The organism is Rhodococcus sp. 2H158, assembly GCF_053764755.1.
Genome location: NZ_JBSNCE010000001.1, coordinates 353,112 through 374,936, shown reverse-complemented (window position 1 = coordinate 374,936; position 21,825 = coordinate 353,112). Strand labels below are relative to the sequence as shown.

Annotated in this window: 18 protein-coding genes; 7 read left to right on the top strand and 11 right to left on the bottom strand. The window is 68.4% G+C overall.

Annotated elements, in window-relative coordinates; translation table 11 throughout:
* Positions 1-119: 119 nt before the first annotated feature.
* From ACWPOB_RS01715 to ACWPOB_RS01680, 8 genes are all read right to left on the bottom strand, one after another.
* On the bottom strand, positions 120-1,355 hold the full coding sequence (locus ACWPOB_RS01715) for a fatty acid desaturase family protein (RefSeq protein WP_455399695.1): 1,236 nt from the start codon (positions 1,353-1,355) through the stop codon (positions 120-122).
* Between the two features lie 257 nt (positions 1,356-1,612).
* Positions 1,613-1,840, bottom strand: coding sequence for a hypothetical protein (locus tag ACWPOB_RS01710; protein ID WP_100055573.1), 228 nt, complete (start codon positions 1,838-1,840; stop codon positions 1,613-1,615).
* Between the two features lies 1 nt (position 1,841).
* Entirely contained in the window at positions 1,842-3,572 is a 1,731-nt protein-coding gene (gene ctaD / locus ACWPOB_RS01705) for an aa3-type cytochrome oxidase subunit I (protein ID WP_455399694.1), read from the bottom strand.
* 666 nt (positions 3,573-4,238) lie between these two features.
* Positions 4,239-5,348, bottom strand: coding sequence for an alcohol dehydrogenase catalytic domain-containing protein (locus ACWPOB_RS01700; RefSeq protein ID WP_455399693.1), 1,110 nt, complete (start codon positions 5,346-5,348; stop codon positions 4,239-4,241).
* 164 nt (positions 5,349-5,512) lie between these two features.
* On the bottom strand, positions 5,513-6,262 hold the full coding sequence (locus tag ACWPOB_RS01695; RefSeq protein WP_100055570.1) for a glycerophosphodiester phosphodiesterase: 750 nt from the start codon (positions 6,260-6,262) through the stop codon (positions 5,513-5,515).
* Positions 6,262-7,635, bottom strand: a complete 1,374-nt coding sequence (locus ACWPOB_RS01690) for an extracellular solute-binding protein (RefSeq protein WP_455399692.1) — start codon at positions 7,633-7,635, stop codon at positions 6,262-6,264. The genes ACWPOB_RS01695 and ACWPOB_RS01690 overlap by 1 nt, the downstream gene beginning before the upstream one ends.
* 47 nt (positions 7,636-7,682) lie before the next feature.
* Positions 7,683-8,519 (bottom strand): carbohydrate ABC transporter permease, encoded by an 837-nt coding sequence (locus ACWPOB_RS01685; protein WP_100055569.1) that lies wholly within the window; start codon positions 8,517-8,519, stop codon positions 7,683-7,685.
* Entirely contained in the window at positions 8,519-9,478 is a 960-nt protein-coding gene (locus tag ACWPOB_RS01680) for a carbohydrate ABC transporter permease (RefSeq protein ID WP_455399691.1), read from the bottom strand. The genes ACWPOB_RS01685 and ACWPOB_RS01680 overlap by 1 nt, the downstream gene beginning before the upstream one ends.
* A 314-nt stretch (positions 9,479-9,792) precedes the next feature.
* Between ACWPOB_RS01680 and ACWPOB_RS01675 the strand changes: the two genes are divergently transcribed.
* Both ACWPOB_RS01675 and ACWPOB_RS01670 read left to right on the top strand, forming a co-directional pair.
* Complete coding sequence (locus ACWPOB_RS01675; RefSeq protein WP_100055567.1) at positions 9,793-10,596, top strand: DeoR/GlpR family DNA-binding transcription regulator; 804 nt, start codon at positions 9,793-9,795, stop codon at positions 10,594-10,596.
* A gap of 6 nt (positions 10,597-10,602) precedes the next feature.
* Entirely contained in the window at positions 10,603-11,283 is a 681-nt protein-coding gene (locus tag ACWPOB_RS01670) for an HAD family hydrolase (RefSeq protein WP_100055566.1), read from the top strand.
* A gap of 46 nt (positions 11,284-11,329) precedes the next feature.
* On the opposite strand, the gene ACWPOB_RS01665 is transcribed toward ACWPOB_RS01670, so the two are convergent.
* A complete protein-coding gene (locus ACWPOB_RS01665) occupies positions 11,330-12,412 on the bottom strand; it encodes an ABC transporter ATP-binding protein (RefSeq protein ID WP_455399690.1) in 1,083 nt (360 codons plus the stop codon).
* A 193-nt stretch (positions 12,413-12,605) separates the two neighbouring features.
* On the opposite strand from ACWPOB_RS01665, the gene ggh reads away from it, so the two are divergent.
* Positions 12,606-13,943, top strand: coding sequence for a glucosylglycerate hydrolase (ggh, locus tag ACWPOB_RS01660; protein ID WP_006932115.1), 1,338 nt, complete (start codon positions 12,606-12,608; stop codon positions 13,941-13,943).
* Between the two features lie 46 nt (positions 13,944-13,989).
* Here the strand turns inward: ggh and ACWPOB_RS01655 are convergent, their stop codons facing one another.
* The gene (locus ACWPOB_RS01655) at positions 13,990-15,447 is read right to left on the bottom strand and encodes a catalase (RefSeq protein WP_455399689.1); all 1,458 of its coding nucleotides are present in this window, start codon (positions 15,445-15,447) and stop codon (positions 13,990-13,992) included.
* 118 nt (positions 15,448-15,565) lie between these two features.
* Complete coding sequence (locus ACWPOB_RS01650; protein ID WP_455399688.1) at positions 15,566-17,383, bottom strand: sigma-54-dependent Fis family transcriptional regulator; 1,818 nt, start codon at positions 17,381-17,383, stop codon at positions 15,566-15,568.
* Between the two features lie 164 nt (positions 17,384-17,547).
* Here ACWPOB_RS01650 and ACWPOB_RS01645 point away from each other — a divergent pair, with 164 nt between their 5' ends.
* From ACWPOB_RS01645 to mimD, 4 genes are all read left to right on the top strand, one after another.
* A complete protein-coding gene (locus ACWPOB_RS01645) occupies positions 17,548-19,179 on the top strand; it encodes a ferritin family protein (protein WP_029546748.1) in 1,632 nt (543 codons plus the stop codon).
* Positions 19,180-19,263: 84 nt separating this feature from the next.
* Complete coding sequence (locus ACWPOB_RS01640) at positions 19,264-20,307, top strand: 2Fe-2S iron-sulfur cluster-binding protein (protein WP_455399687.1); 1,044 nt, start codon at positions 19,264-19,266, stop codon at positions 20,305-20,307.
* A 50-nt stretch (positions 20,308-20,357) separates the two neighbouring features.
* Positions 20,358-21,464, top strand: a complete 1,107-nt coding sequence (locus ACWPOB_RS01635) for an aromatic/alkene monooxygenase hydroxylase subunit beta (protein ID WP_100056431.1) — start codon at positions 20,358-20,360, stop codon at positions 21,462-21,464.
* Positions 21,461-21,802, top strand: coding sequence for a propane 2-monooxygenase effector subunit MimD (gene mimD / locus ACWPOB_RS01630; protein ID WP_029546745.1), 342 nt, complete (start codon positions 21,461-21,463; stop codon positions 21,800-21,802). The genes ACWPOB_RS01635 and mimD overlap by 4 nt, the downstream gene beginning before the upstream one ends.
* The last annotated feature ends 23 nt before the right edge of the window (positions 21,803-21,825 follow it).

Genomic DNA, 21,825 nt, shown 5'->3' with positions numbered 1-21,825 from the left:
AGGGTCCGGTGCAGGCGGGGATACGGCGCCACTGCTTCGGCGGGTCCGCGGCGATCATCTCGTCGGCCGTGCCCGGCCGTGAGTCCGCACGACGGCACTTCGAAACACCTACGTGTCGATCAGCGCATCCCCAGAAGCCGGCGCACGCCACGAATCCGGCGGTTCTCGCGGATCGTGGTGGCCAGTCCGCGCCGCCGGCCGGTGACGGGATCGACAACCGGCGTGCCGCCGAAGCCGCGTTCGGATGCGGTCTCGGGAGCGGCGTCCGAAGTGTCCGTGAGGTACTTGTTCGGCAGCGACAGTTTCGCGATGGTGCGCCATGTCTTGAGGTACTGCACCGCGAGCGGACCGCTGGTGTAGGGCAGATCGTACTTGCTGCACAATCCGCGCACCCGCACGGCGATCTCGGCATACCGGTTCGATGGCAGGTCCGGGAACAGGTGGTGCTCGATCTGATAGCTGAGGTTGCCTGTCATGAAATCCATCAACGGACCACCGGAGATGTTGGCGCTGCCGAGCATCTGTCGCAGATACCAGCGTGCCTGGGTCTCGTTGTCTACGTCAGCCCTGGTGAACTTCTCCGCGCCGTCGGGAAAGTGCCCACAGAAGATCACCGCGTTGGTCCACAGATTGCGGATCACGTTGGCAGTGGCGTTGGCCGTCAGGGTGGACTTCCACGCCCTACCGGTGAGGGCCGGGTACAACACGTAGTCCTTGCCGATCTGTCGGCCCACCTTCTGGCCCACCTCACGCAGCTTACGGCTGGTTTCGGCGCGGTCGTCCCGGCCTCTGGCGACCTTGCCGAGTTCGAGGTGTTGGATGGCGACGCCGTATTGGAACAGCAGCGCGAGCAACGCGTTGTAGACGAGGTTGCCGGCGTTGAACGGCTTCCACCGTTGGTCCCGGGTGACCCGGATCAGGCCGAATCCCACGTCGTCGTCCATGCCCAGGATGTTGGTGTACTTGTGGTGCAGATAGTTGTGGGTTTGTTTCCAGTGCGCCGACGGGTCGGCATTGTCCCATTCCCAACTCGCGGAGTGGATCTCGGGATCGTTCATCCAGTCCCATTGCCCGTGCATCACGTTGTGCCCGAGTTCCATGTTGTCGATGATCTTCGACACGCCGAGCAGACCCGTGCCGAGCAACCACAGCGGACGGCGCCGGCTGCCGAACAGGGTCACTCGCCCGACGAGCTCGAGGCTGCGCTGCAACCTGATGGTGTTGCGGATGTATCGGGCGTCGCGTTCGCCGCGGGATTCCTCGATGTCGCGACGGATGGCGTCGAGCTCTCGGCCGAGGGCCTCGACATCCGCGTCCGTCAGATGCGCGAATTCCTGAAGATCTGAGATGGCCATGCGACTACCCTAGCGTAAGTTACGACACCGTAAGTTACGGCACCGTAAGGAGATGGTGGCAGCCGGAGCCTCGCGTTTACACGCCATCGCGCCGTACCCACGCTCCCGCAGGGGCGCGACGACATGCTCCACGGAATCTCCGCCTGGTGCCGGCACTGGTCGAGCTGGCGCAGCGCCGGCCGGACCAATGCCCGCGCCGGCCACCACATACCCCCACATCACACACTGTCGTTGCAGTACTCAGCCCGGAGAGGACGTCAAGACCACCGGGTCGGCACGATCGTCCTCCGGCTCGTGGCGCCGACCGCGACCGTGCCGGCGACGGCCGCGACGATCAGCAGCACGGCCGGGGCCGGAGCCAGCCACCACGGGGACGCGAGCAGCACCGCCAGCACCAGCATCGCGATCAGCAGGGCCGTCGGGTCGGGGCGGGTGCGGGTCTCGCCGAGCGTTGCGTACCGGCGGAACCGGCGTCCGTCCTCCATGTCAGTGCTTCCCCTCGATCGCGCGAGCGGTCTGGGCGTGCGAACCCCAGCCCACGTGCGCCTCGGACCGCATTTTTTCGCTCATGTGCGGGTAGTGCAGTTCGAACGCCGGGCGCTCGGAGCGGATGCGCGGCAGCTCGTAGAAGTTGTGCCGCGGCGGCGGGCAGCTCGTCGCCCACTCGAGGGAGTTGCCGTAACCCCACGGGTCGTCGACGGTCACGACCTGCCCGTACCGGTAGCTCTTGAACACGTTCCACAGGAACGGCAGGGTCGAGGCGCCGAGCACGAAGGCACCGACGGTCGAGATGATGTTCAGGGTGGTGAACCCGTCCGACGGCAGGTAGTCGGCGTAGCGGCGCGGCATGCCCTCGTTGCCCAGCCAGTGCTGCACCAGGAACGTGGTGTGGAAGCCGAGGAAGGTCAGCCAGAAGTGCCACTTGGCGAGGCGCTCGTCGAGCATGCGCCCGGTCATCTTCGGGAACCAGAAGTAGACGCCGGCGTAGGTGGCGAAGGCGATGGTGCCGAACAGCACGTAGTGGAAATGCGCCACGACGAAATAGGACTCGTGCAGCTGGAAGTCGAGCGGCGGGCTGGCGAGGATGACGCCGGACAGGCCGCCGAACAGGAAGGTGACGATGAAGCCGACCGAGAACAGCATCGGCGACTCGAACGTCAGCTGGCCCTTCCACATGGTGCCGATCCAGTTGAAGAACTTCACGCCGGTGGGCACCGCGATCAGGAAGGTCATGAACGAGAAGTACGGCAGCAGCACGGCGCCGGTGGCGTACATGTGGTGCGCCCACACCGCGATCGAGAGCGCCGCGATGGCCAGCGTCGCGTAGACCAGACCCGAGTAACCGAAGATCGGCTTGCGCGAGAACACCGGGAAGATCTCCGAGACGATGCCGAAGAACGGCAGCGCCAGCACGTACACCTCGGGGTGACCGAAGAACCAGAACAGGTGCTGCCACAACATGACTCCGCCCGTTCCGGGGTCGAAGATGTGAGCGCCGAACTGGCGGTCGACGAACAGGGCGATCAGTGCCGCCGCGAGCAGCGGGAAGATCAACAGGATCAGCAGCGAGGCGATGAAGGTGTTCCAGGTGAAGATCGGCATCCGGAACATGGTCATGCCGGGGGCGCGCAGGCACACGATGGTGGTGATGAGGTTGACCGCGCCGAGAATCGTGCCGAGACCGCCGACGGTGAGTCCGAGGATCCACAGGTCGGCGCCGACGCCGGGCGAGTGCAGCGAGTTCGTCAGCGGCACATACGCCGTCCACCCGAAGTCGGCCGCGCCGCCGGGGGTGAGGAATCCGGTGGCGGCCATGAGCCCGCCGAAGATGTAGAGCCAGAAGCCCACCGCATTGAGTCGGGGAAAGGCCACGTCCGGAGCGCCGATCTGCAGCGGCAGGAGATAGTTGGCGAAGCCGAAGAACACCGGAGTCGCGTACAGCAGCAGCATGATCGTGCCGTGCATGGTGAACAGCTGGTTGTACTGCTCGTTCGACAGGAACTGCAGGCCGGGCACGGCGAGCTCACCACGGATGAGCAACGCCATGAGGCCGCCGATGAGGAACCACGCGAAGGCCGCCACGATGTACATCACGCCGATGACCTTGTGGTCTGTGGAGGTGACGACCGTGAGGATCGTCGAGCCCTTCGGGCGGCGGGTCGGAGGATACGGCCGCTGCGCGTCCGGCCTCCTCAGTATCGGCGCGACATCAACCATGACCACGACTCCTGACTTCGGCCCCACCGTCGTCCGTGTGGGGCATCGAGCTCCGACCTGCTGCCGCGAGAGGGTGGATCCGCGTCCTCCCGTTCGGCCGACGAGACGGCGGCGCAGGCGTTCGTCCCGGAACGGAACGGAGCCGTCGACCGTCGGCGCGCTGACTCTTGCACCGTCGCATCGGCATCGGCAATGAGACGCGGAGCACGTCCGCGGTGCGGCGAAGGCTCGGCGGCGTGTGTCGGCAACGGCCGCTGAGCCCGAACGGGCGGGACGGGCGCGGGTGCCGAGGCGGTAGTCGATCGGACCGAAAGGTACTGATCAACAGGTTGTTCCACAGCTGTGGACATTCTCGCGCGCGGGCGAGCCGGGCGGTGCGGGCACCGACCGCACACCGGCGGGACCGGGATCGCTCCCCCGACTCTGCCGCGTCGGCGGGACCGAGGACTCGGAGAAAGGGTCCAAAGTCTCCCGCCGACTGTGCCCATCGGCCGTCTATCGGCCGGAGCACTCCGGCGCCCACCGGAGGGACCGAGTGGCCGGATCGGCCGGGCACCTCGTCCCGTGCCGCTCGACGGGTCGCTCGGCCGTCCGGAAAACCACTTCCCGCAAGATATCCGGTCCGGGACCTTGGTCCCGGACCGACCGGCACTCGGCCTCTTACCGTCAGTCGTCGAACATGATGACCTGACGCACGGCCAGCCCGTCGGCGAGCTGGTCCATGGCCTCGTTGATCCGCGACAGGGGGATCCGTGAGGAGATCAGTTCCTCCACCGGGAGCCGGCCCTCCCGCCACATCCGCGCGTACTGGGGGATGTCGCGGCGCGGCACGGCCGAGCCGAGGTAGCTGCCGACGATCGTGCGTGCCTCCGCGGTCACCGTCAACGGGGAGATCGCCGCCGTCGCGGTCGGCGCGGGCAGACCGACCGTCACGGTCGTGCCGCCGGGCGCCGTGAGACCGAACGCGGTCTCGAACGCCCGTGCACTGCCGGCACACTCGATGACGTACCGGGCCTTGACGCCCCGCTCGACCGCCTCGCCCGGCGTGTAGGTCTCGTGTGCCCCCAGCTCGCGGGCGCGGGTGAGCTTGTCGTCGAGGGTGTCGATCGCGACGATGCGCGAGACACCCTGCGCGACGGCCGTGAGGAGGGCCGCCATGCCGACCCCGCCGAGGCCGACGATCGCGACGCTGTCCTGCGGCCGCGGCCGGGCCGCATTGAGAACGGCGCCCCCGCCGGTGAGCACGGCACAGCCGAGCACCGCGGCGACGTCGGGCGGCACGTCGTCGTCGACCGCGACGGCCGACGCGCGGTCGATCACCGCGTGCGTCGCGAAACCCGAGACCCCGAGGTGGTGGTGCACCGGGTGGCCGTCGCGGTGCAGGCGACGGCCGCCGTGCAGCAGTTCCCCGGCGTTGTTGGTGGCGGACCCGGCGGTGCAGGGCAGCCGGCCGTCCTCCGCGCAGCTGTCGCACGCCTCGCATCGCGGCAGGAACGACATGACCACTCGCTGCCCCACCCGGAAGTCGTCGACGGAGGAGCCCACCTCGACGATGCGGCCGGCCGCCTCGTGGCCGAGCAGCATCGGTACGGGGCGGACCCGGTTGCCGTCCACGACGCTCAGGTCGGAGTGGCACACCCCGGCCGCCTCGATCCGTACCAGCAGCTCGGTCGGTCCCGGCGCGTCGAGCTCGAGTTCGGACACGCTGATCGGTTTCGACTCGGCGAACGGCCGCGGCCGGCCGATCTCCTCCAGGACTGCGCCGGTGATCCTCATCTGCCGATACTCCTCGGGGCCGGGGGACGGTTTCCGTATCCCACCGTAGGTCTCGTGCGGAAAGGTTGGTGGGCGTCGGCACCGATCGGTGCGCCGTTTCGGACAGAAACAACGGTCGGGACGCGTATAGATGTCCGATTTCCGACACCTCGCGGCGGACGGACTCAGTGGCCGAGCGCCTCCTCGAGCCACGTGCGGGCGGCGCCCGGGTCGTCGGCGGTGCCGCCGTCCAGGCCGAACTCGAGGGCGCGGCGCACGTCTTCCGGTCCCCGCAGCGGCCAGCCGTGCATCTCGTACCCGAGCCCGCGGATGCGGTCGACGACCTCGGTCGTCAGGCCGTCCCAACCGCAGTAGAAGGCGCTGCAGCCGGTCGCTGTCAGCACGGTCTCGACACCTTCCGGATGCCGCCGCGCGTCGGGGTGGCCGAGCGTGATCAGGCCACGCGGCACGGCCGGGGCGTGCTGGGCGAGCAGGCGCAGGGCCTCCGGCTGGAAGCTCGTGAACCGGATACGGTCGGTGTCGGCGGGTCGTGCGGCGACGATGCGAGCGAGCTCGGGCACCACGGCGGGCGCCTTGATCTCGACCTGCAGGGTCACCGTCGTGGCGTCGAGCGCCTCGTCGAACGTCAGCACCGGATGCCCGGAGTCGAGCCGGACGCGGCGCAGCCGCTCGAGGGACAGGTCGGCGACCGGGCCGAGCCGGCGCCCCGACTCGTCCGCGGCGACGCGGTCCAGTGTGGGGTCGTGCAGCACGATCGCGGCACCGTCGGCGGTGAGACGGACGTCGAGCTCGATCTCGTCGGCCCCGAGTGCCTCCGCCAGGAGGAAGGATTCGACGCTGTTCTCGGGGGCGTGCGCCATGGCGCCGCGGTGTCCGACGAGGGTGAACGAGCGGGTGGGGGTCGGTGTGCTCATCAGGCGACCATCTCTTCGTAGCGGGGGCGGAGGATGTCGGCTTCGGCGCGGAGCTTCTCCGCGGTCTGCCGCAGCGTCGTGGCCGCGTCGGCGTTCTCGGTGTACAGCTTCTGGATGGCGGTGCGCATCTCGACGATCGTGCTCGAGACGTAGCGGCGCACGGCGTCCGGTTGCCGGGCGATGCCGAGCTGTTCGACGGCCAGCCGGTAGTACGGGTTCTCGATCATGCGCTGCTGCACGGTGGCGGATTCGGCCGCGCCGATCGTCGCCGGGAGGTAGCCAGTACCGACGGTCCAGTCGGCCGACGGCTGCGGCCGCGACAGGTACGCCAGGACCTTCGCCGCGGCATCCTTCCGTTCCGGCGCCGCGTGTTTCATGATCGACAGTCCGCCGCCACCGGTGGGCACCCCGGTGGTGGTAGCCGTGGGCAGGAAGCCGGCGCCGACCTCGAAGTCGGCGCCGGAGATCAGGCCGGTGAGCGAGCCGGTGGAGTTGGTGATGGTCGCGACGAGACCGTTGGTGAAGTCGTTGTTCATGCTCTGCGCGAGGTAGCCGATCCGGTCGTCGTTGACGACCGCGCGGTCGAACTCCGCTGCCGCGATGCTCTCCGGGGTGTCCAGCACCACGTCGAGGCCGTCGGAGATGCCGCCGCCGAAGTTCCACAGCAGGCCCTGGAAGTACCAGTCGTCGGTGCCGGTGTAGGCGCGCATCTGAAGTTTGTTGCCGCGGTAGTCGCGGCCGGTGATCTCCTTGCCCCAGCCGCGGAACTCCTCCCATGTGGCGGGCGCCCGGTCCGGCAGGCCGGCTGCGGCGAAGACTTCCTTGTTGTAGTAGAACAGCGGGGTCGAGCGGCCGTAGGGCACCCAGAACGACTGTCCGCGCACGACGCCCTCGTCGAACAGCCGCTTGTGGAACGTCGCGGGGCCGAACTCGCCGGTGAAGTAGCCGTCGAGCGGCTCGAGGCTGCCGTTGAGGAAGAAGATGTTCCAGTGCACGTCGGAGAATACGGCGATCTCGGGGATCTGCCGGGCCTGCAGGCCCGCGGCGAGCTTCTCGGAGACGCCGTCGTAGCCGTTGAACGTCTGGATCTCGGCGTAGACCTCGGACTGGGAGTCGTTGAAGCCCTTGATGATCGCGGCGAGTCGGTCGCCGTTGTTGCCCGTCCACGGGCTCCACACGACGACGTTGGTTCGGCCCGCGTACTCGGCGGGCGGCGCGACGTCGGGCTGCGCGAACGACGAGGAGCCGGAGGTGGGGCTGCCGCAGGCGGACAGGACGGGGACGGTGGCGGAGACCATCGCGGCGAGGGTGAGGAACCGGCGCCGGCTCAGGCGCGCCGAGGTGATCGACGAGGGGTGGGAAAGCGGGGACATGGCTTCTCCTGGAGAGGGGTACGGAGCGGAAGCGGAGGTGGTCGGGGTCATCGGCGGGCGGCGGCGCCGGCCATGCCGCTGATGATGTAGCGCTGGGCGAGCAGGAACAGCAGCAGCATCGGCGCCACGACGAACGTGGTGCCGGCCATGATCGAGCCCCACTGGTCGACGCCTTCGGTCTCCTTCAGGTACATCAGGCCGATCGGCAACGTGCGCATCTGCACGGAGTTGGTCACCAGCAGTGGCCAGATGAAGTCGTTCCATTCGTCGATGACGGCGATCAGCGCCACGGTGATCACCGCCGGCAGCGACATGGGCAGCACGAAGTGCACCAGTCGGCGCAGGTGCCCGGCGCCGTCCAGTTCGGCGGCCTCGAGGACCTCCGGGGCGAGACCGAGGAAGTGCTGCCGTAGCAGGAAGGTGCCGAATGCGCTGGCCAGTCCCGGCAATACGATACCGGCATAGGTGTTGATCAAGCCGAGGTTGCCGATGGTGATGTAGTTGATCAGCAGGGTCACGTGTCCGGGGACCATCAACGCGCCGAGCACGGCCACGAACAGCAGGTTCCGGCCGGGGAAGGACAGGAACGCGAAGGCGTAGGCGCTGAAGACGGCGAGCACCACCTTGAGCGTCGCCCCGACGGCGGTGACGACGAGCGAGTTGACCAGGAACCGGTCGAACGGGGCCGCCTCCCAGGCCCGGACGAAGTTGTCGAGGACGACCTCGCTCGGCAGCCACTGCAGCGGCCACCGGTAGATCTCGGCCTCCGGTTTGAAAGCGGAGGTGAGCATCCACAAGAAGGGGACGGCGAACACCAGGGCCGTCACGACGAGCGCGGGCAGCGCCTTCAGGCGCGCCCCACGACGGGGGATGAGGGTGGCCATCAGTAGTGCACCTTCTTCTCGATGTAGCGCATCTGGACGACCGTCATCGCCATGAGGACCAGGAACATGATCATCGAGCCGGCCGCGGCGGATCCGGTGTCGAACTCGCGGAAGCCCTGCTGGTAGATGAACCAGCTGAGGGTCGTCGTGGCACCGGCCGGTCCGCCGCCGGTCATCATCGCGATGAGGTCGAACGACTGGAACGCGGCGATGACCTGGGTGACGAGCAGGAAGAAGGTGGTGGGCGAGAGCAGTGGAAGGACGATGTACCGGAACGATTGCCACCGGCCGGCGCCGTCCAGCCGGGCCGCCTCGAGTACGTCCGGCGGAATCGACTGCAGTGCTGCGAGATACACGATAGCGACGAATCCCACGCCCTTCCACACCGCGACGATGATCAGTGCCGGCAGGGCCCACTGTCCGGACGTCGTCCAGTGCGGCGAGTCCGCGCCGACGGCGGAGAACAGGGCCCGGGACAGGCCGTAGTTGGGGTCGAACATGAACAGCCAGATCGCGGCTACGGCGGCACCGGAGAGGATGTGCGGGGAGAAGGCCATCGCGGTGACGGCGCCGCGGCCGGGCAGCCTCAGGTTGAACAGCAGGGCGAGGGCCAGTCCCCCGCCCAGGCTGATGCCGACCACACTGACGACCCAGATGCCGGTCAACCGCAGCACCCGCAGGAACGCGGGATCGGTGAACAGGGCCGCGTAGTTGTCGAAGCCGACGAACAGCGGTTGCGGGGCGATCATGTCCCACCGCGTCAGGCTCAGGTAGGCGTTACCGGCGACCGGCCAGTACGCGAAGACGACGATCAGCGCGAGGTTGGGCAGTGCGAACAGCGCGAACAGCACACGTTCGCGGCGCCTGCGCCGGCTGCGGCCCGGCCGGGGTGCCGGGGCCGGGATGCCCGGGGCGCGGACGACCGGGTCCGTCTCGCGCCGGGTCAGTGTCACGGACACGTCCACCGTCCTTGTCGAAATAACAGCGAATAGTTAAGAACCGAAGCGGCCGGGACGATGGTGGCACCGCCCGCATCGTTCGGTCAACACGGCCGGGTCCGTGTCCGAACTCCCGATCGCGACCGGTGTTTGTCTCTAATTGCATTGTTATGAACAAGAATACGAGTATTTGTCGCCGCGGTTCGGGACGCCGGTCGATTTCGGTTGGCGGTCCGTAGACCATCATTTCCCGGTCCGTTCACGCGGAGTTCATAACAAATAGAGTGATATAAAGTCCGGTGTCGAAACATTCGAACGTGAGGAGGTGATGCGCGATGTCCAGAGCGAACCGCAACCCCCGCCAGGAAAGGCTCGACGCGATCCTGGAATCGTTGCTGGCGGACGATCACGCCACAGCCCAGGGGCTCGCCGAGCGGTTCGGGGTGTCGTTGATGACGGTGCACCGCGATCTCGACGAACTGCAGCGCCGCGGCGTGGTCCGCAAGTTTCGCGGTGGTGTCAGTGTCGAACGCACCGGCACGTACGAGATCGCCGCGGCGGTCCGGCGGCGGCTCGCGCTGCCCCAGAAGCGGGCGCTCGGCGCCGCAGCGGCACGGATCGTCGCCCCCGGCACGTCGATCATGCTCGACGACTCGACCACCGTCGCGACGGTGATCGAGCGTCTGGCCGACGTCGAGGACCTGCGGGTGGTCACCAACTACCTGCCCGGCCTCGCGGCCCTCACGCACCATACCGGCATCGAAACCGTGGCTCTGGGAGGCACATTCGACGTCGGTCACGAGTCGTTCCTGGGAGCCGGCGCCCTCGCTGCGGTCCGCGGCGTGCGGGTGGACACCCTGTTCCTGTCCACCACCACCGCCGACACGGACGGGCTGTACCACCAGGAGGACTCGATCGTCGCCCTCAAAACCGAGATGCTGCGCGTCGCCGCCCGGCGTGTCCTGCTGCTCGATTCCGGGAAGATCGGCCGCCGGTCCTTCCACCTCGTCGCCGATTGGCGTGCGATCGACGACGTGCTCGTCGACGACGGCGCGCCGGCCGACTTCGTCGACGGCCTGCGCACCCGTGGGGTCCGCGTCCAGGTCGTGCCCGTGCCCCCCGCCACCGATCAGGAGTAGCCCCGAATGCACACGCCCCCCGCCGTCCACGCCGTGCTCTGGGACATGGACGGCACGCTCGTCGACACCGAACCGTACTGGTTCCGGGCCGAACGCGAACTGCTGGAGGCGTTCTCGGTCCCGTGGAGCGACGGGCAGGCCGCCGGCCTCGTCGGCAGCGCCCTGCCCGAGACCGCCCGGGTGCTGCAGCGCGCCGGCGCGGACCTGCCCGTCCGCACCATCGTGGACACGCTCGTCGACTCCGTCGTGGCCCAGGTGCGGCAGGCGGTCCCGTGGCGGCCCGGCGCCCGGGAACTGCTCGGCGAACTCGCCGCCGCCGACGTGCCGTGCGCGCTCGTGACGATGAGCGAGCGGCCCCTCGCCGACGTGATCGACCGCATGCTGCCCGCGGGCACGTTCCGGTTCCTCGTCACCGGCGACATGGTCGGCAACGGCAAACCCCACCCGGAGCCGTACCTGCGGGCCGTCGAGGCGCTCGGCCGCGACCTGGGCGCTCCCCTCGACCCCGCGCGCATCGTCGCGATCGAGGACTCCCTGCCGGGCCTGGCCTCGGCTCGTGCTGCCGGCGTCGTGACCGTCGGCGTACCCAACGTCGTGGCGCTGCCCGAGCATCCGGGGCACACCCTGTGGCCCACCCTCGCGGGCCGCTCGATCGCGGATCTGAACGACCTGCTCTGCGTGCAGTGACGCCGGGTCGGGACGAGGCCACGCGGCCTCGCCCCGCCGCCGCGCTTCAGTCGCTCAGCCGCACCCCGGTCCCGGCGTCGAACACGTGCACCCGTTCGGGGTCGGGCAGCAGCCGCACCACCGCGCCCGCCGACGGCGGGTTGTGCCCGCCGGTGCGGAACACCACGTCGCGGCGGTGGCCGTCCACCGTCGTGCCACCGTAGACGTAGGCGTCCGCGCCCAGTCCCTCCACACTCTCGACGGCCACATCGAACCCGGATCCGTCAGTGGACATCGTCAGGTGCTCGGGCCGGACGCCGATCGTCACCGTGGTCCCCCGGGCGGCCGCGAGCACGTGGCGGGGCACGGGCGCGACGTGCCCGCCGATCCGCACGCCCCCGTCGGTGACCGGCGCCTCGAACAGGCTCATCGCCGGGGAGCCGATGAACCCGGCGACGAACGCGTTCACCGGCCGCTCGTACAGCGCCCGCGGCGTGTCCACCTGCTGGAGCCTGCCGCCGTCCAGCACCGCGACCCGGTCCCCCATCGTCATCGCCTCCACCTGGTCGTGCGTGACGTACACCGTCGTCACGCCGAGCCGGCGCGTCAGCTGCGCGATCTGGTTGCGGGTCTGCACCCGCAGCTTGGCGTCGAGGTTGGACAGGGGCTCGTCCATCAGGAACACCTGCGGGCTGCGCACGATGGCCCGGCCCATCGCGACCCGCTGCCGCTGACCACCGGACAGTGCCTTCGGTTTGCGGTTCAGGTACGGCGTGAGGTCCAGCATCGCGGCGGCCTCCTGCACGCGCGCGACGCGCTCGTCCTTCGGCACCCCGGCGATCTTCAGGGCGAAGCCCATGTTGTCCGCGACGGTCATGTGCGGGTACAGCGCATAGCTCTGGAACACCATCGCGATGTCGCGATTGCGGGGTTCGACGTCGGTGACGTCGCCGGAGCCGATGAACAGCCGCCCGGAGTCGACGTCCTCGAGCCCGGCGAGCATCCGCAGCGAGGTCGACTTGCCGCATCCGGAGGGGCCGACCAGGACGAGGAACTCGCCGTCCGCGATGCTCAGATCCAGCGCGTCCACCGCCGGGGACGCGGCCCCCGCGTAGTGCCGGGTGGCGTGGTCGAAGGTCACTGAAGCCATTGTCTCGAAATCCCTTCACGGGCAGGAACGTGCCCGACGATCCGTGGTGAGTGGACGAACGTCCAGACCCGGTCAGTCCACCCCGCGCACGTGACGTTGCGGCACCGCCGAGCCGAACGGCAGGTGTCGGGCCGGGGTCCGTCCACGTGCCCCTCGGCGCGCGCCCACGCCGGGACGGTCGCACAATGATGCGATGCCGGACCGCGGATTCACCCACACCCAGCTCGCCGCGCGGGCTGCCTACCTGCTGCGCGGTAACGACCTCGGCACGATGACCAGTGCCGCCCCGAAGCTGTATCCGCACATGTGGAGCTGGGATGCGGCGTTCGTCGCGGTGGGGCTGGCCCCGTTGAGCGTCGAGCGGGCCGTCGTCGAACTCGACACCCTGCTCTCGGCGCAGTGGCGCAACGGCATGATCCCGCACATCGTGTTCGCGAGCGGGGTGGACGGCTACTTTCCGGGTCCGGCGCGCTGGGCCTGTACCGATCTCGCCGCCGCCGCGCCACTGGGCCCGCAGACGTCGGGCATCACCCAGCCGCCCGTGCACGCCATCGCGGTGCAGCGCATCCTCGACCACAGCCGCCGGCACGGCCGCAGCACCCGCGCCGTCGCCGAGGAGTTCCTGGACCGCCGCTGGCCCGACCTGGTGCGCTGGCACCGGTGGCTGGCCCGCGCCCGGGACCTCGACGGCAACGGCCGCATCGCGCTCTACCACGGCTGGGAATCGGGCATGGACAACTCGCCCCGGTGGGACGCGGCCTACGCGAACGTCGTCGCCGGCGCGGTGCCGACGTTCCGGCGCGAGGACCTCGCCCACGTCGGCGACCCGAGTCAGCGGCCGACGGACGCCGAGTACGCCCGCTACCTGTGGCTGCTCGAGGAGATGAAGGAGGTGCGCTACGACGACGACGCCCTGGCCACGGCCATGAGCTTCGCCGTCGAGGACGTGTTCGTCAGTGCCGTGTTCGCCCTCGCGTGCGACGTGCTCGCCGTCATCGGGGAGGAGCATTCGCGCCCGAACGCCGACGTCCGCGAGCTGCACGAGTACGCGGACCGGTTCCGCCGCGGCGTGCTCGACACCACCGATCCGCGCACCGGCGCCGCCAAGGACTTCGACCTGCGCAGCGGCCGCTGGATGGCCACCGACACGCTCGCGATGTTCGCGCCGTTGCTGTGCGGTGGTCTGCCCCGCGGCACCGAACGGGCCCTGCTGCGCACCTTCGAGGGCCCGAAGTTCTGCGGCCACCCCGACCTGCGCTACGCGGTGCCGCCGTCCACCTCCCCCGTCTCCCGGGATTTCCGTCCGCGCGAGTACTGGCGCGGGCCGGTGTGGCCGGTGATGACGTGGCTGTTCTCGTGGACGTTCGCCCGCCGCGGGTGGGCGGAGCGCGCTCACCTGCTGCGAGCGGAGGGTCTGCGGCAGGCCAGCGACGGCTCGTTCGCCGAGTACTACGAGCCGTTCACCGGCGAGCCGCTCGGCAGCATGCAGCAGTCGTGGACCGCCGCCGCGGTACTGGACTGGCTGGGGTGAGGCGGTGTCCCCCGCACCCGCCCGGGGCCGGGGGACACCACGGGACTCACAGCGCGCCGAGTGCCTCGCAGGCCTTGCGAACTCCCTCGCCGTAGGCCGGATCGGCCTGGGTGCAGTTGGCGATGTGCCGCTCGATCGTCGCCGCCGATGCCCCTGTGATGGCACGCGCGGTGTTCTCGAACAGCACGGTCTGCTGCTCGGCGGACATGCCGCGGAACAGGATTCCCGGCTGCTCGAAATAGTTCTCGTCGTCCGCCCGATGGTCGAACCGGTCCGCGACCGCGCCCACCGCGAGCGGCGGTTCGGCGTACTCGGGCTGCTCCCGGAAGCGGCCGTACGAGTTCGGTTCGATGCTCGGGACGCTGCCCTGGTTGCCGTCCACGCGCATCGCGCCGTCACGGTGGAAGGAGTTCACGTGCGCGGCGGCCCGGGGGCAGTTCACCGGGATCTGGTGGTGGTTCACGCCGAGCCGGTAGCGCGCGGCGTCCCCGTACGAGAACAGCCGGCCCTGGAGCATCCGGTCGGGTGAGAACCCGATGCCGGGAACGATGTTCGCCGGGGAGAAGGCGGCCTGCTCGACGTCGGCGTGGTAGTTGTCCGGGTTGCGGTTCAGCTCCAGCTCTCCGACCTCGATGAGCGGATAGTCGTTCTTGGACCACACCTTGGTCAGATCGAAGGGGTGGTACCGGTACGTCGCCGCGTCGGCCTCGGGCATGATCTGCACGTACAGCGTCCACTTCGGGTGGTTGCCGGCTTCGATCGCCTCGTACAGGTCCCGCTGGGCGGATTCGCGGTCGCCGGCGATCACGGCCGCGGCCTCCTCGTCGGTGAGGTTCCTGATGCCCTGCTGGGTGCGGAAGTGGAACTTCACCCACGAACGGGTGCCCTCGGCATCGACGAACGAGAAGGTGTGCGAGCCGAATCCGTGCATGTGCCGGTACCCGTCGGGGATGCCGCGGTCGGACATGACGATCGTGACCTGGTGCAGTGCCTCCGGCAGGTTGGTCCAGAAGTCCCAGTTGTTCTCGGGATCACGAAGATTGGTCCGTGGGTCCCGCTTCACGGCGTGGTTGAGGTCGGGGAACTTGAGCGGGTCGCGGAAGAAGAACACCGGCGTGTTGTTGCCGACGACGTCCCAGTTGCCCTCCTCGGTGTAGAAGCGGACGGCGAAGCCGCGGATGTCGCGTTCGGCGTCGGCGGCACCGCGCTCCCCCGCGACCGTGGAGAACCGGACGAACACCTCGGTCTGCTTGCCCACGGCGGAGAACACCGCGGCCCTGGTGTGCCGGGTGATGTCGTGCGTGACGCGGAAGGTGCCGAACGCTCCGGAACCCTTTGCATGCATCCGTCGTTCGGGGATGACCTCGCGGTCGAAGTGCGCGAGCTTCTCGAGGAACCACACGTCCTGGAGCAGCATGGGTCCGCGCGCCCCGGCCGTGAGACTGTTCTGGTTGTCCGGCACCGGCGCGCCGGCGGCGGTGGTGAGTCCGTTGTGGTCGGTCATCGATCACTCCTGTCTGGTCACCCCGGGCTGGTGGGGCGAACGTCTCTGCGCTCAGCAGTGTTTCCTGAGGAGCGGTGTCCCGGTGTCTCAATTTGACACGGGCACTTGATATTCGGAATCAGAGGATGATGCCGAACTCGCGGATCTTGCGGTAGATCGTCGCCCGCGACATGCCGAGCGCCTTCGCGGCCGCCGCCTTGTCGCCTCCGTGCAGGGCCAGTGCGTCCACGATCGCGTCCCGCTCGAGGGACTCGAGCCGGGTCAGGTTCCGGCGGGTCGTCGCCCGGCACTCGGCGGGCAGGTCGCCGACCTCGACGGTCCCCGAGCGCCGGCGCCGGCAGGTCTCCTCGAGGACGCTGCGCAGATGGGTCACGTTCCCCTGCCACGACAGCCGCATGAGCTGGTTCGCCGCGGCCGGCGAGAGCGTGAGGTCGGTGGCGCCGGCGGCGTCGAGGAGGAAGCGCACCAGCTCGGGGACGTCCTCGAGATGATGGCGCAGCGGGGGAACGGAGAGCGTCTTCGGAAAGAGCCGGAGCAGGGAGTGGGTGTCGCTCTCCTCCTGCGGGGGTTGCATGGTCAGCGCCACCCACGGGTCGTCCGGAAGGGTGTCCGGCGTGACGGTCTGCAGGAGCTGGCCGAGACCGGCGAGATCGTCGTCGCCGAGCGCATGGGCGTGCAGCACCGCCAGGTCGGAGCCGCCCTCGAGCGCGGCCGACGCCTGCTCCAGCAGCTCCCCACCGTCGACCGCGGCCGCGTCGAGCACCGCGAGGCCGCGGTCGCTCCGGACGTGCTCGTGCGCGGCCCGGATCAGCGCGGTCTTGCCGACGCCGGGCTCGCCGTCGAGCACGAGCCATTCCCGTCGCCGGCAGGCCTCGACGACGCCGTGGACGGTGTGCTGCCACTGCGCGCTGCGACCGGCCAGCGCGCGCAACGCCGGCTGCTTCGCGGCGCGCGGGCTCCGGGTCCGGGCGAGTTGCTCCTTGATCCGCACGACCCCGCCCGCGAGCCTGTCCTCGACGAAGGTCGGCTGGTAGGACAGTCGCGCCGTGATCCCGCTCGGCAGGTCGGCGAGCATCGTGAACGGTTCGGCCCGCCCGCGGGCGTCCCGGGTCCGGTCGATGATCGCGGCCTGGTCGCGTGAGTCGAACTGCTGCTGGGTCTGGGCGTTCATCATCAGGACCTCGTCGCCGACGGCGATGACCGGGCGACCCGAATGCTGGCAGGCCGCGTGGTAGTCGTGCAGGAGGGCCCGGTCCAGTTCGTTGGCCTCCTCGAGGATCCGTTCCCTGATGCGGGTGGCGGCCAGCTTGGCGAAGGACAACAGCAGCGAGTTCGTGTTCTCGGTCTTGGTGGTCAGGTCCACGACGCCGAGGAGTGTCCCGGTGATCGGGTGTGTCACCAGGGCCCCGGCGCAGGAGAACAACCGCAGGTGCCCGCTGTAGTGCTCGTCCCCCCGGATCAGCAGGGGTGCACCGACCTCGAGCGCGGTCCCGATGCCGTTGGTCCCCACCTGGGACTCGGCGTAGCGGAAGCCGGGAGCGAGGTCGACCCGGTCCAGGGCGGTCAGCAGGCCGCGGTCGCCGCCGTAGCGGCTGAGCACGGTGCCCTTGGCGTCGGTGAGGATCAGGGACACCGGCTCGTTCTCGATCTCCGCCGACAGCGCGGACAGCACCGGGCGGGCCGCGCGGGTGAGGACGGTGTCGACCGGGAGCGGTTCGACGTAGCCGGCGCTCGGGCGGTCCACGTCGACCTTCGCCGCCCGCGACCGCAGCCACGAGACCCGCAGCCAGTTCCGGACCCGGCGGTCGCCGGGATCGTCCGCGGCCTGATCGGCCGAGTGGAACGCCTCGCGTGCCTCCCGGAGTGACGTGTGGTCCTGGGAACTGCTCCGGCTGAATTCACCCACCTCGGTCTCCCGGTCGTCTGGAGTTGTCACGGGGACATTCTCATCGGGCCCTGCGTCCACAAGGGTAATTGTGCCGAATGTGACCTGCGTCTCACATTGAGACAGATCGGGGTGGCGCCCGCGGGTTGTATCTGCATCCACACCCCACCGTCCACGGCTGGCACCGAGCCGGCTCCCGATCCAGGAGGCGCACATTGAGTAGGCAGAGCCTGACCAAGGCCCATGCGAAGATCACCGAGCTGTCGTGGGAACCGACGTTCGCGACGCCGGCCACCCGCTTCGGCACCGACTACACGTTCGAGAAGGCCCCCAAGAAGGACCCTCTCAAGCAGATCATGCGGTCCTACTTCCCCATGGAGGAGGAGAAGGACAACCGGGTCTACGGCGCGATGGACGGCGCCATCCGCGGGAACATGTTCCGGCAGGTCCAGCAGCGCTGGCTGGAGTGGCAGAAGCTGTTCCTCTCGATCATCCCGTTCCCGGAGATCTCGGCGGCCCGCGCGATGCCGATGGCCATCGACGCGGTGCCCAACCCGGAGATCCACAACGGGCTCGCCGTGCAGATGATCGACGAGGTTCGGCACTCGACGATCCAGATGAACCTCAAGAAGCTCTACATGAACAACTACATCGACCCCGCCGGGTTCGACATGACCGAGAAGGCGTTCGCGAACAACTACGCGGGCACCATCGGCCGGCAGTTCGGGGAGGGCTTCATCACCGGTGACGCGATCACCGCGGCCAACATCTACCTGACCGTCGTCGCGGAGACGGCCTTCACGAACACCCTGTTCGTGGCGATGCCCGACGAGGCGGCCGCCAACGGCGACTACCTGCTGCCCACCGTGTTCCACTCGGTGCAGTCCGACGAGTCGCGGCACATCTCCAACGGCTACTCGATCCTGCTCATGGCGCTGGCCGACGAGCGGAACCGGCCGCTGCTCGAGCGGGACCTGCGATACGCGTGGTGGAACAACCACTGCGTGGTCGACGCCGCGATCGGCACCTTCATCGAGTACGGCACCAAGGACCGCCGCAAGGACCGCGAGAGCTACGCCGAGATGTGGCGGCGGTGGATCTACGACGACTACTACCGCAGCTACCTCATCCCGCTCGAGAAGTACGGGCTGACCATTCCGCACGACCTCGTCGAGGAGGCGTGGAAGCGCATCACCGAGAAGGGCTACGTCCACGAGGTGGCCCGGTTCTTCGCGACGGGCTGGCCGGTGAACTACTGGCGGATCGACGCCATGACCGACGCGGACTTCGAGTGGTTCGAGCACAAGTACCCGGGCTGGTATTCCAAGTACGGCAAGTGGTGGGAGAACTACAACCGCCTCGCCTACCCCGGCCGCAACAAGCCGATCGCGTTCGAGGAGGTGGGATACCAGTACCCGCACCGCTGCTGGACGTGCATGGTGCCCGCCCTCATCCGCGAGGACATGGTCGTGGAGAAGGTGGACGACCAGTGGCGGACCTACTGCTCGGAGACCTGCTACTGGACCGACGCCGTCGCGTTCCGCAGCGAGTACGAGGGACGTCCCACCCCGAACATGGGCCGCCTCACCGGGTTCCGTGAATGGGAGACCCTGCACCATGACAAGGACCTCGCCGACATCGTGCAGGACCTCGGGTACGTGCGCGACGACGGCAAGACCCTCGTCGGTCAGCCGCACCTCGACCTCGACCCGAAGAAGATGTGGACCCTCGACGACGTGCGGGGCAACACCTTCCAGAGCCCGAACGTGTTGCTGAACCAGATGTCCGACGCAGAACGCGACGCCCACATCGCCGCGTACCGCGCCGGCGGCGCAGTTCCTGCCTGATTCAGGCTCGGTGGGTGGCGCCGCGGCCACTCCGGCGCCACCCACCGCCTCACCATTCATTCCACGAGCCCAGGAGACACCCCCGTGGCCGACAAGCACCGCATCAATTTCGAGCCCGTCGACATCGAGATGGAAGTCGGCGAGGACGAGTACATCCTCGACGCCGCCTTCCGGCAGGGCATCCATCTGATGCACGGCTGCCGCGAGGGGCGTTGCTCGGCCTGCAAATCCTTTGTCCTCGAAGGCGACATCCAGATGGAGGACTATTCGACGTTCGCCTGCAACGACGCCGAGACCGACGAGGGGCACGTACTGCTCTGCCGCTCGACTGCATACAGCGACTGCACCATCGAACTGCTCAATTTCGACGAGGACGAACTCCTGGGTGGTATCCCCATTCAAGAAGTGCGCACCCGGATCACCGCGATCGAGCCGATGACCAAGGACATCGTGTCGCTGCAACTGCAGCCCGTCGAACCGACGGGGTACGAGTTCAAACCCGGTCAGTACTCCGACCTGCAGATACCGGGAACCGAGGAACATCGGTCCTTCTCCATGGCGACGACCCGATCGACGCCGGGACATGTCGAGTTCCTCATCAAGAAGTACCCCGGTGGCAAGTTCGCCGGCTTGCTCGAGGACGGCATCTCGGTGGGCGACGAGATCACCCTGACCGGACCGTACGGATCCTTCACCCTCAAGGACGGTCACGTCCTGCCGGTGGTCTTCATCGGCGGCGGCGCCGGCATGGCCCCGATCCTCTCGCTCCTGCGGCACATGAGCGAGACCGGCAGCACCCGGCCCGTCCGGTTCTACTACGGTGCCCGCACGCCGGCGGATCTGTTCTACCTCGACGAGATCCTCGAACTGGGAAAGACCCTGACGGACTTCGTGTTCGTGCCCTGCCTCTCGGAGTCGGCGGAGCCGGCGCCGTCCGGACTCCCGGAGGTCGAGGAAGGCAACGTCACCGACATCGTGGACCGCCGCGAGCCGGACATCCACCGGTGCGAGGTCTACCTGTGCGGGCCACCCCCCATGGTCGATGCAGCCCTGGAATTGCTCGAGGTGCACAACACCCCGAAAGACCAGATCTTCTACGACAAGTTCACCAGCCCCGCCTTCGAGTAGGCGCCGTAGGAAACCACCCTGCTCCTTCACCGACAGAAGTGAGAAACGAGATGACCGCATCTACCGACTCCAAGCACCGTAGCTTCCCGAAGATCGAGTTCACCGACTCCGAAGCCGGCGCGCTGGACTTTCCCAGCTCCCGCAGCCGCACCTTCACCTACTACACGCCGGCCAAGAAGCGGTCGACGATGTACGAGGACGTCACCGTCGACGTGCAACCCGATCCCGAGCGGCACCTGTCGCAGGGCTGGATCTACGGCTTCGGCGACGGACCGGGCGGATACCCGAAGGAATGGACGGCCGCGAAGTCGTCGAACTGGCACGCCTTCCTCGACCCGAACGAGGAGTGGGACCAGACGATCTACCGCAACAACGCGGCGGTCGTGCGCCAGGTGGATCTGTGCCTGCAGAACGCCAAGCGCGCCCGCGCCTACGACGGCTGGAACACGCCGTGGCTGAAGTTCATCGAACGCAATCTCGGCGCCTGGATGCACGCCGAGAACGGCCTGGCGCTGCACGTGTTCACCTCCATCCAGCGGTCCGGGCCCACGAACATGATCAACACCGCGGTGGCGGTCAACGCGGCACACAAGATGCGGTTCGCGCAGGACCTCGCGCTGTTCAACCTCGACCTGTCCGAGGCCGGGATACCGTTCGACGGGGCCGCCCACAAGGAGGTCTGGCAGTCGGCGCCCGAATGGCAGCCCACCCGCGAGGTCGTCGAACGGCTCACCGCGGTGCCGGACTGGTGCGAGCTGCTCTTCGCCACCAACATCGTCTTCGAGCAGCTCGTCGGCTCGCTGTTCCGCAGCGAACTGGTCATGCAGATCGCCGCCCGCAACGGCGACTACATCACGCCGACGATCGTCGGCACCGGTGAGCACGACTACGACCGGGATCTCGCCTACACGCGCAACCTCTTCCGGCTGCTCACCCGCGACGAGCAGTTCGGCGAATCGAACAGGGAGCTGTTCGGGACGTGGCTGGCGACCTGGGTGCCGCGCTGCCTCGACGCCGCGCGCGCCCTGCAGCCGATCTGGTCGCAGCCGGCCGACAAGGCGGTCACCTTCGCCTCCAGCCTCGAGGCCGCCGAGGCGAAGTTCCGTTCCCTGCTCGAGGACATCGGGCTCGACAACGCGAAGGAGCTGGACAAGTGAGCATGCAATTCGGATCGGCCACCGAGTTCTCCAACATGTGTGGCGTCACCCTGATGAACACCCCGATCGGCCGCGTGGTCGCCGAGGTCATGGGCGCCAAGGACGGCGTGCAGCTGACGGAGTACCCGTCGATGATCCGCGTCGACGGCGTCAACCGCCTCGAGTTCGACTACGAGGAACTCACCGACGCTCTCGGCTCCGACTTCGACGGGTCCGTCTTCGAGGAGATCAGCTCCACTCACTACGGGCGCATGGTGCACCTCGATGACAAGACCATGCTCTTCGCCAGTCCCGAGGACGCCGCCGAGTACATCGGATTCGATCTCACGGCGCACTGACCGCGGCCGTCCGGGCCCGCAGA

Bases quoted from the DNA above. Each gene is read 5' to 3' on its own strand.
- ACWPOB_RS01715 (WP_455399695.1), bottom strand. From the start codon at position 1,355: ATGGCCATCTCAGATCTTCAGGAATTCGCGCATCTGACGGACGCGGAT.
- ACWPOB_RS01710 (WP_100055573.1), bottom strand. From the start codon at position 1,840: ATGGAGGACGGACGCCGGTTCCGCCGGTACGCAACGCTCGGCGAGACC.
- ctaD (WP_455399694.1), bottom strand. From the start codon at position 3,572: ATGGTTGATGTCGCGCCGATACTGAGGAGGCCGGACGCGCAGCGGCCG.
- ACWPOB_RS01700 (WP_455399693.1), bottom strand. From the start codon at position 5,348: ATGAGGATCACCGGCGCAGTCCTGGAGGAGATCGGCCGGCCGCGGCCG.
- ACWPOB_RS01695 (WP_100055570.1), bottom strand. From the start codon at position 6,262: ATGAGCACACCGACCCCCACCCGCTCGTTCACCCTCGTCGGACACCGC.
- ACWPOB_RS01690 (WP_455399692.1), bottom strand. From the start codon at position 7,635: ATGTCCCCGCTTTCCCACCCCTCGTCGATCACCTCGGCGCGCCTGAGC.
- ACWPOB_RS01685 (WP_100055569.1), bottom strand. From the start codon at position 8,519: ATGGCCACCCTCATCCCCCGTCGTGGGGCGCGCCTGAAGGCGCTGCCC.
- ACWPOB_RS01675 (WP_100055567.1), top strand. From the start codon at position 9,793: ATGTCCAGAGCGAACCGCAACCCCCGCCAGGAAAGGCTCGACGCGATC.
- ACWPOB_RS01670 (WP_100055566.1), top strand. From the start codon at position 10,603: ATGCACACGCCCCCCGCCGTCCACGCCGTGCTCTGGGACATGGACGGC.
- ACWPOB_RS01665 (WP_455399690.1), bottom strand. From the start codon at position 12,412: ATGGCTTCAGTGACCTTCGACCACGCCACCCGGCACTACGCGGGGGCC.
- ggh (WP_006932115.1), top strand. From the start codon at position 12,606: ATGCCGGACCGCGGATTCACCCACACCCAGCTCGCCGCGCGGGCTGCC.
- ACWPOB_RS01655 (WP_455399689.1), bottom strand. From the start codon at position 15,447: ATGACCGACCACAACGGACTCACCACCGCCGCCGGCGCGCCGGTGCCG.
- ACWPOB_RS01635 (WP_100056431.1), top strand. From the start codon at position 20,358: ATGACCGCATCTACCGACTCCAAGCACCGTAGCTTCCCGAAGATCGAG.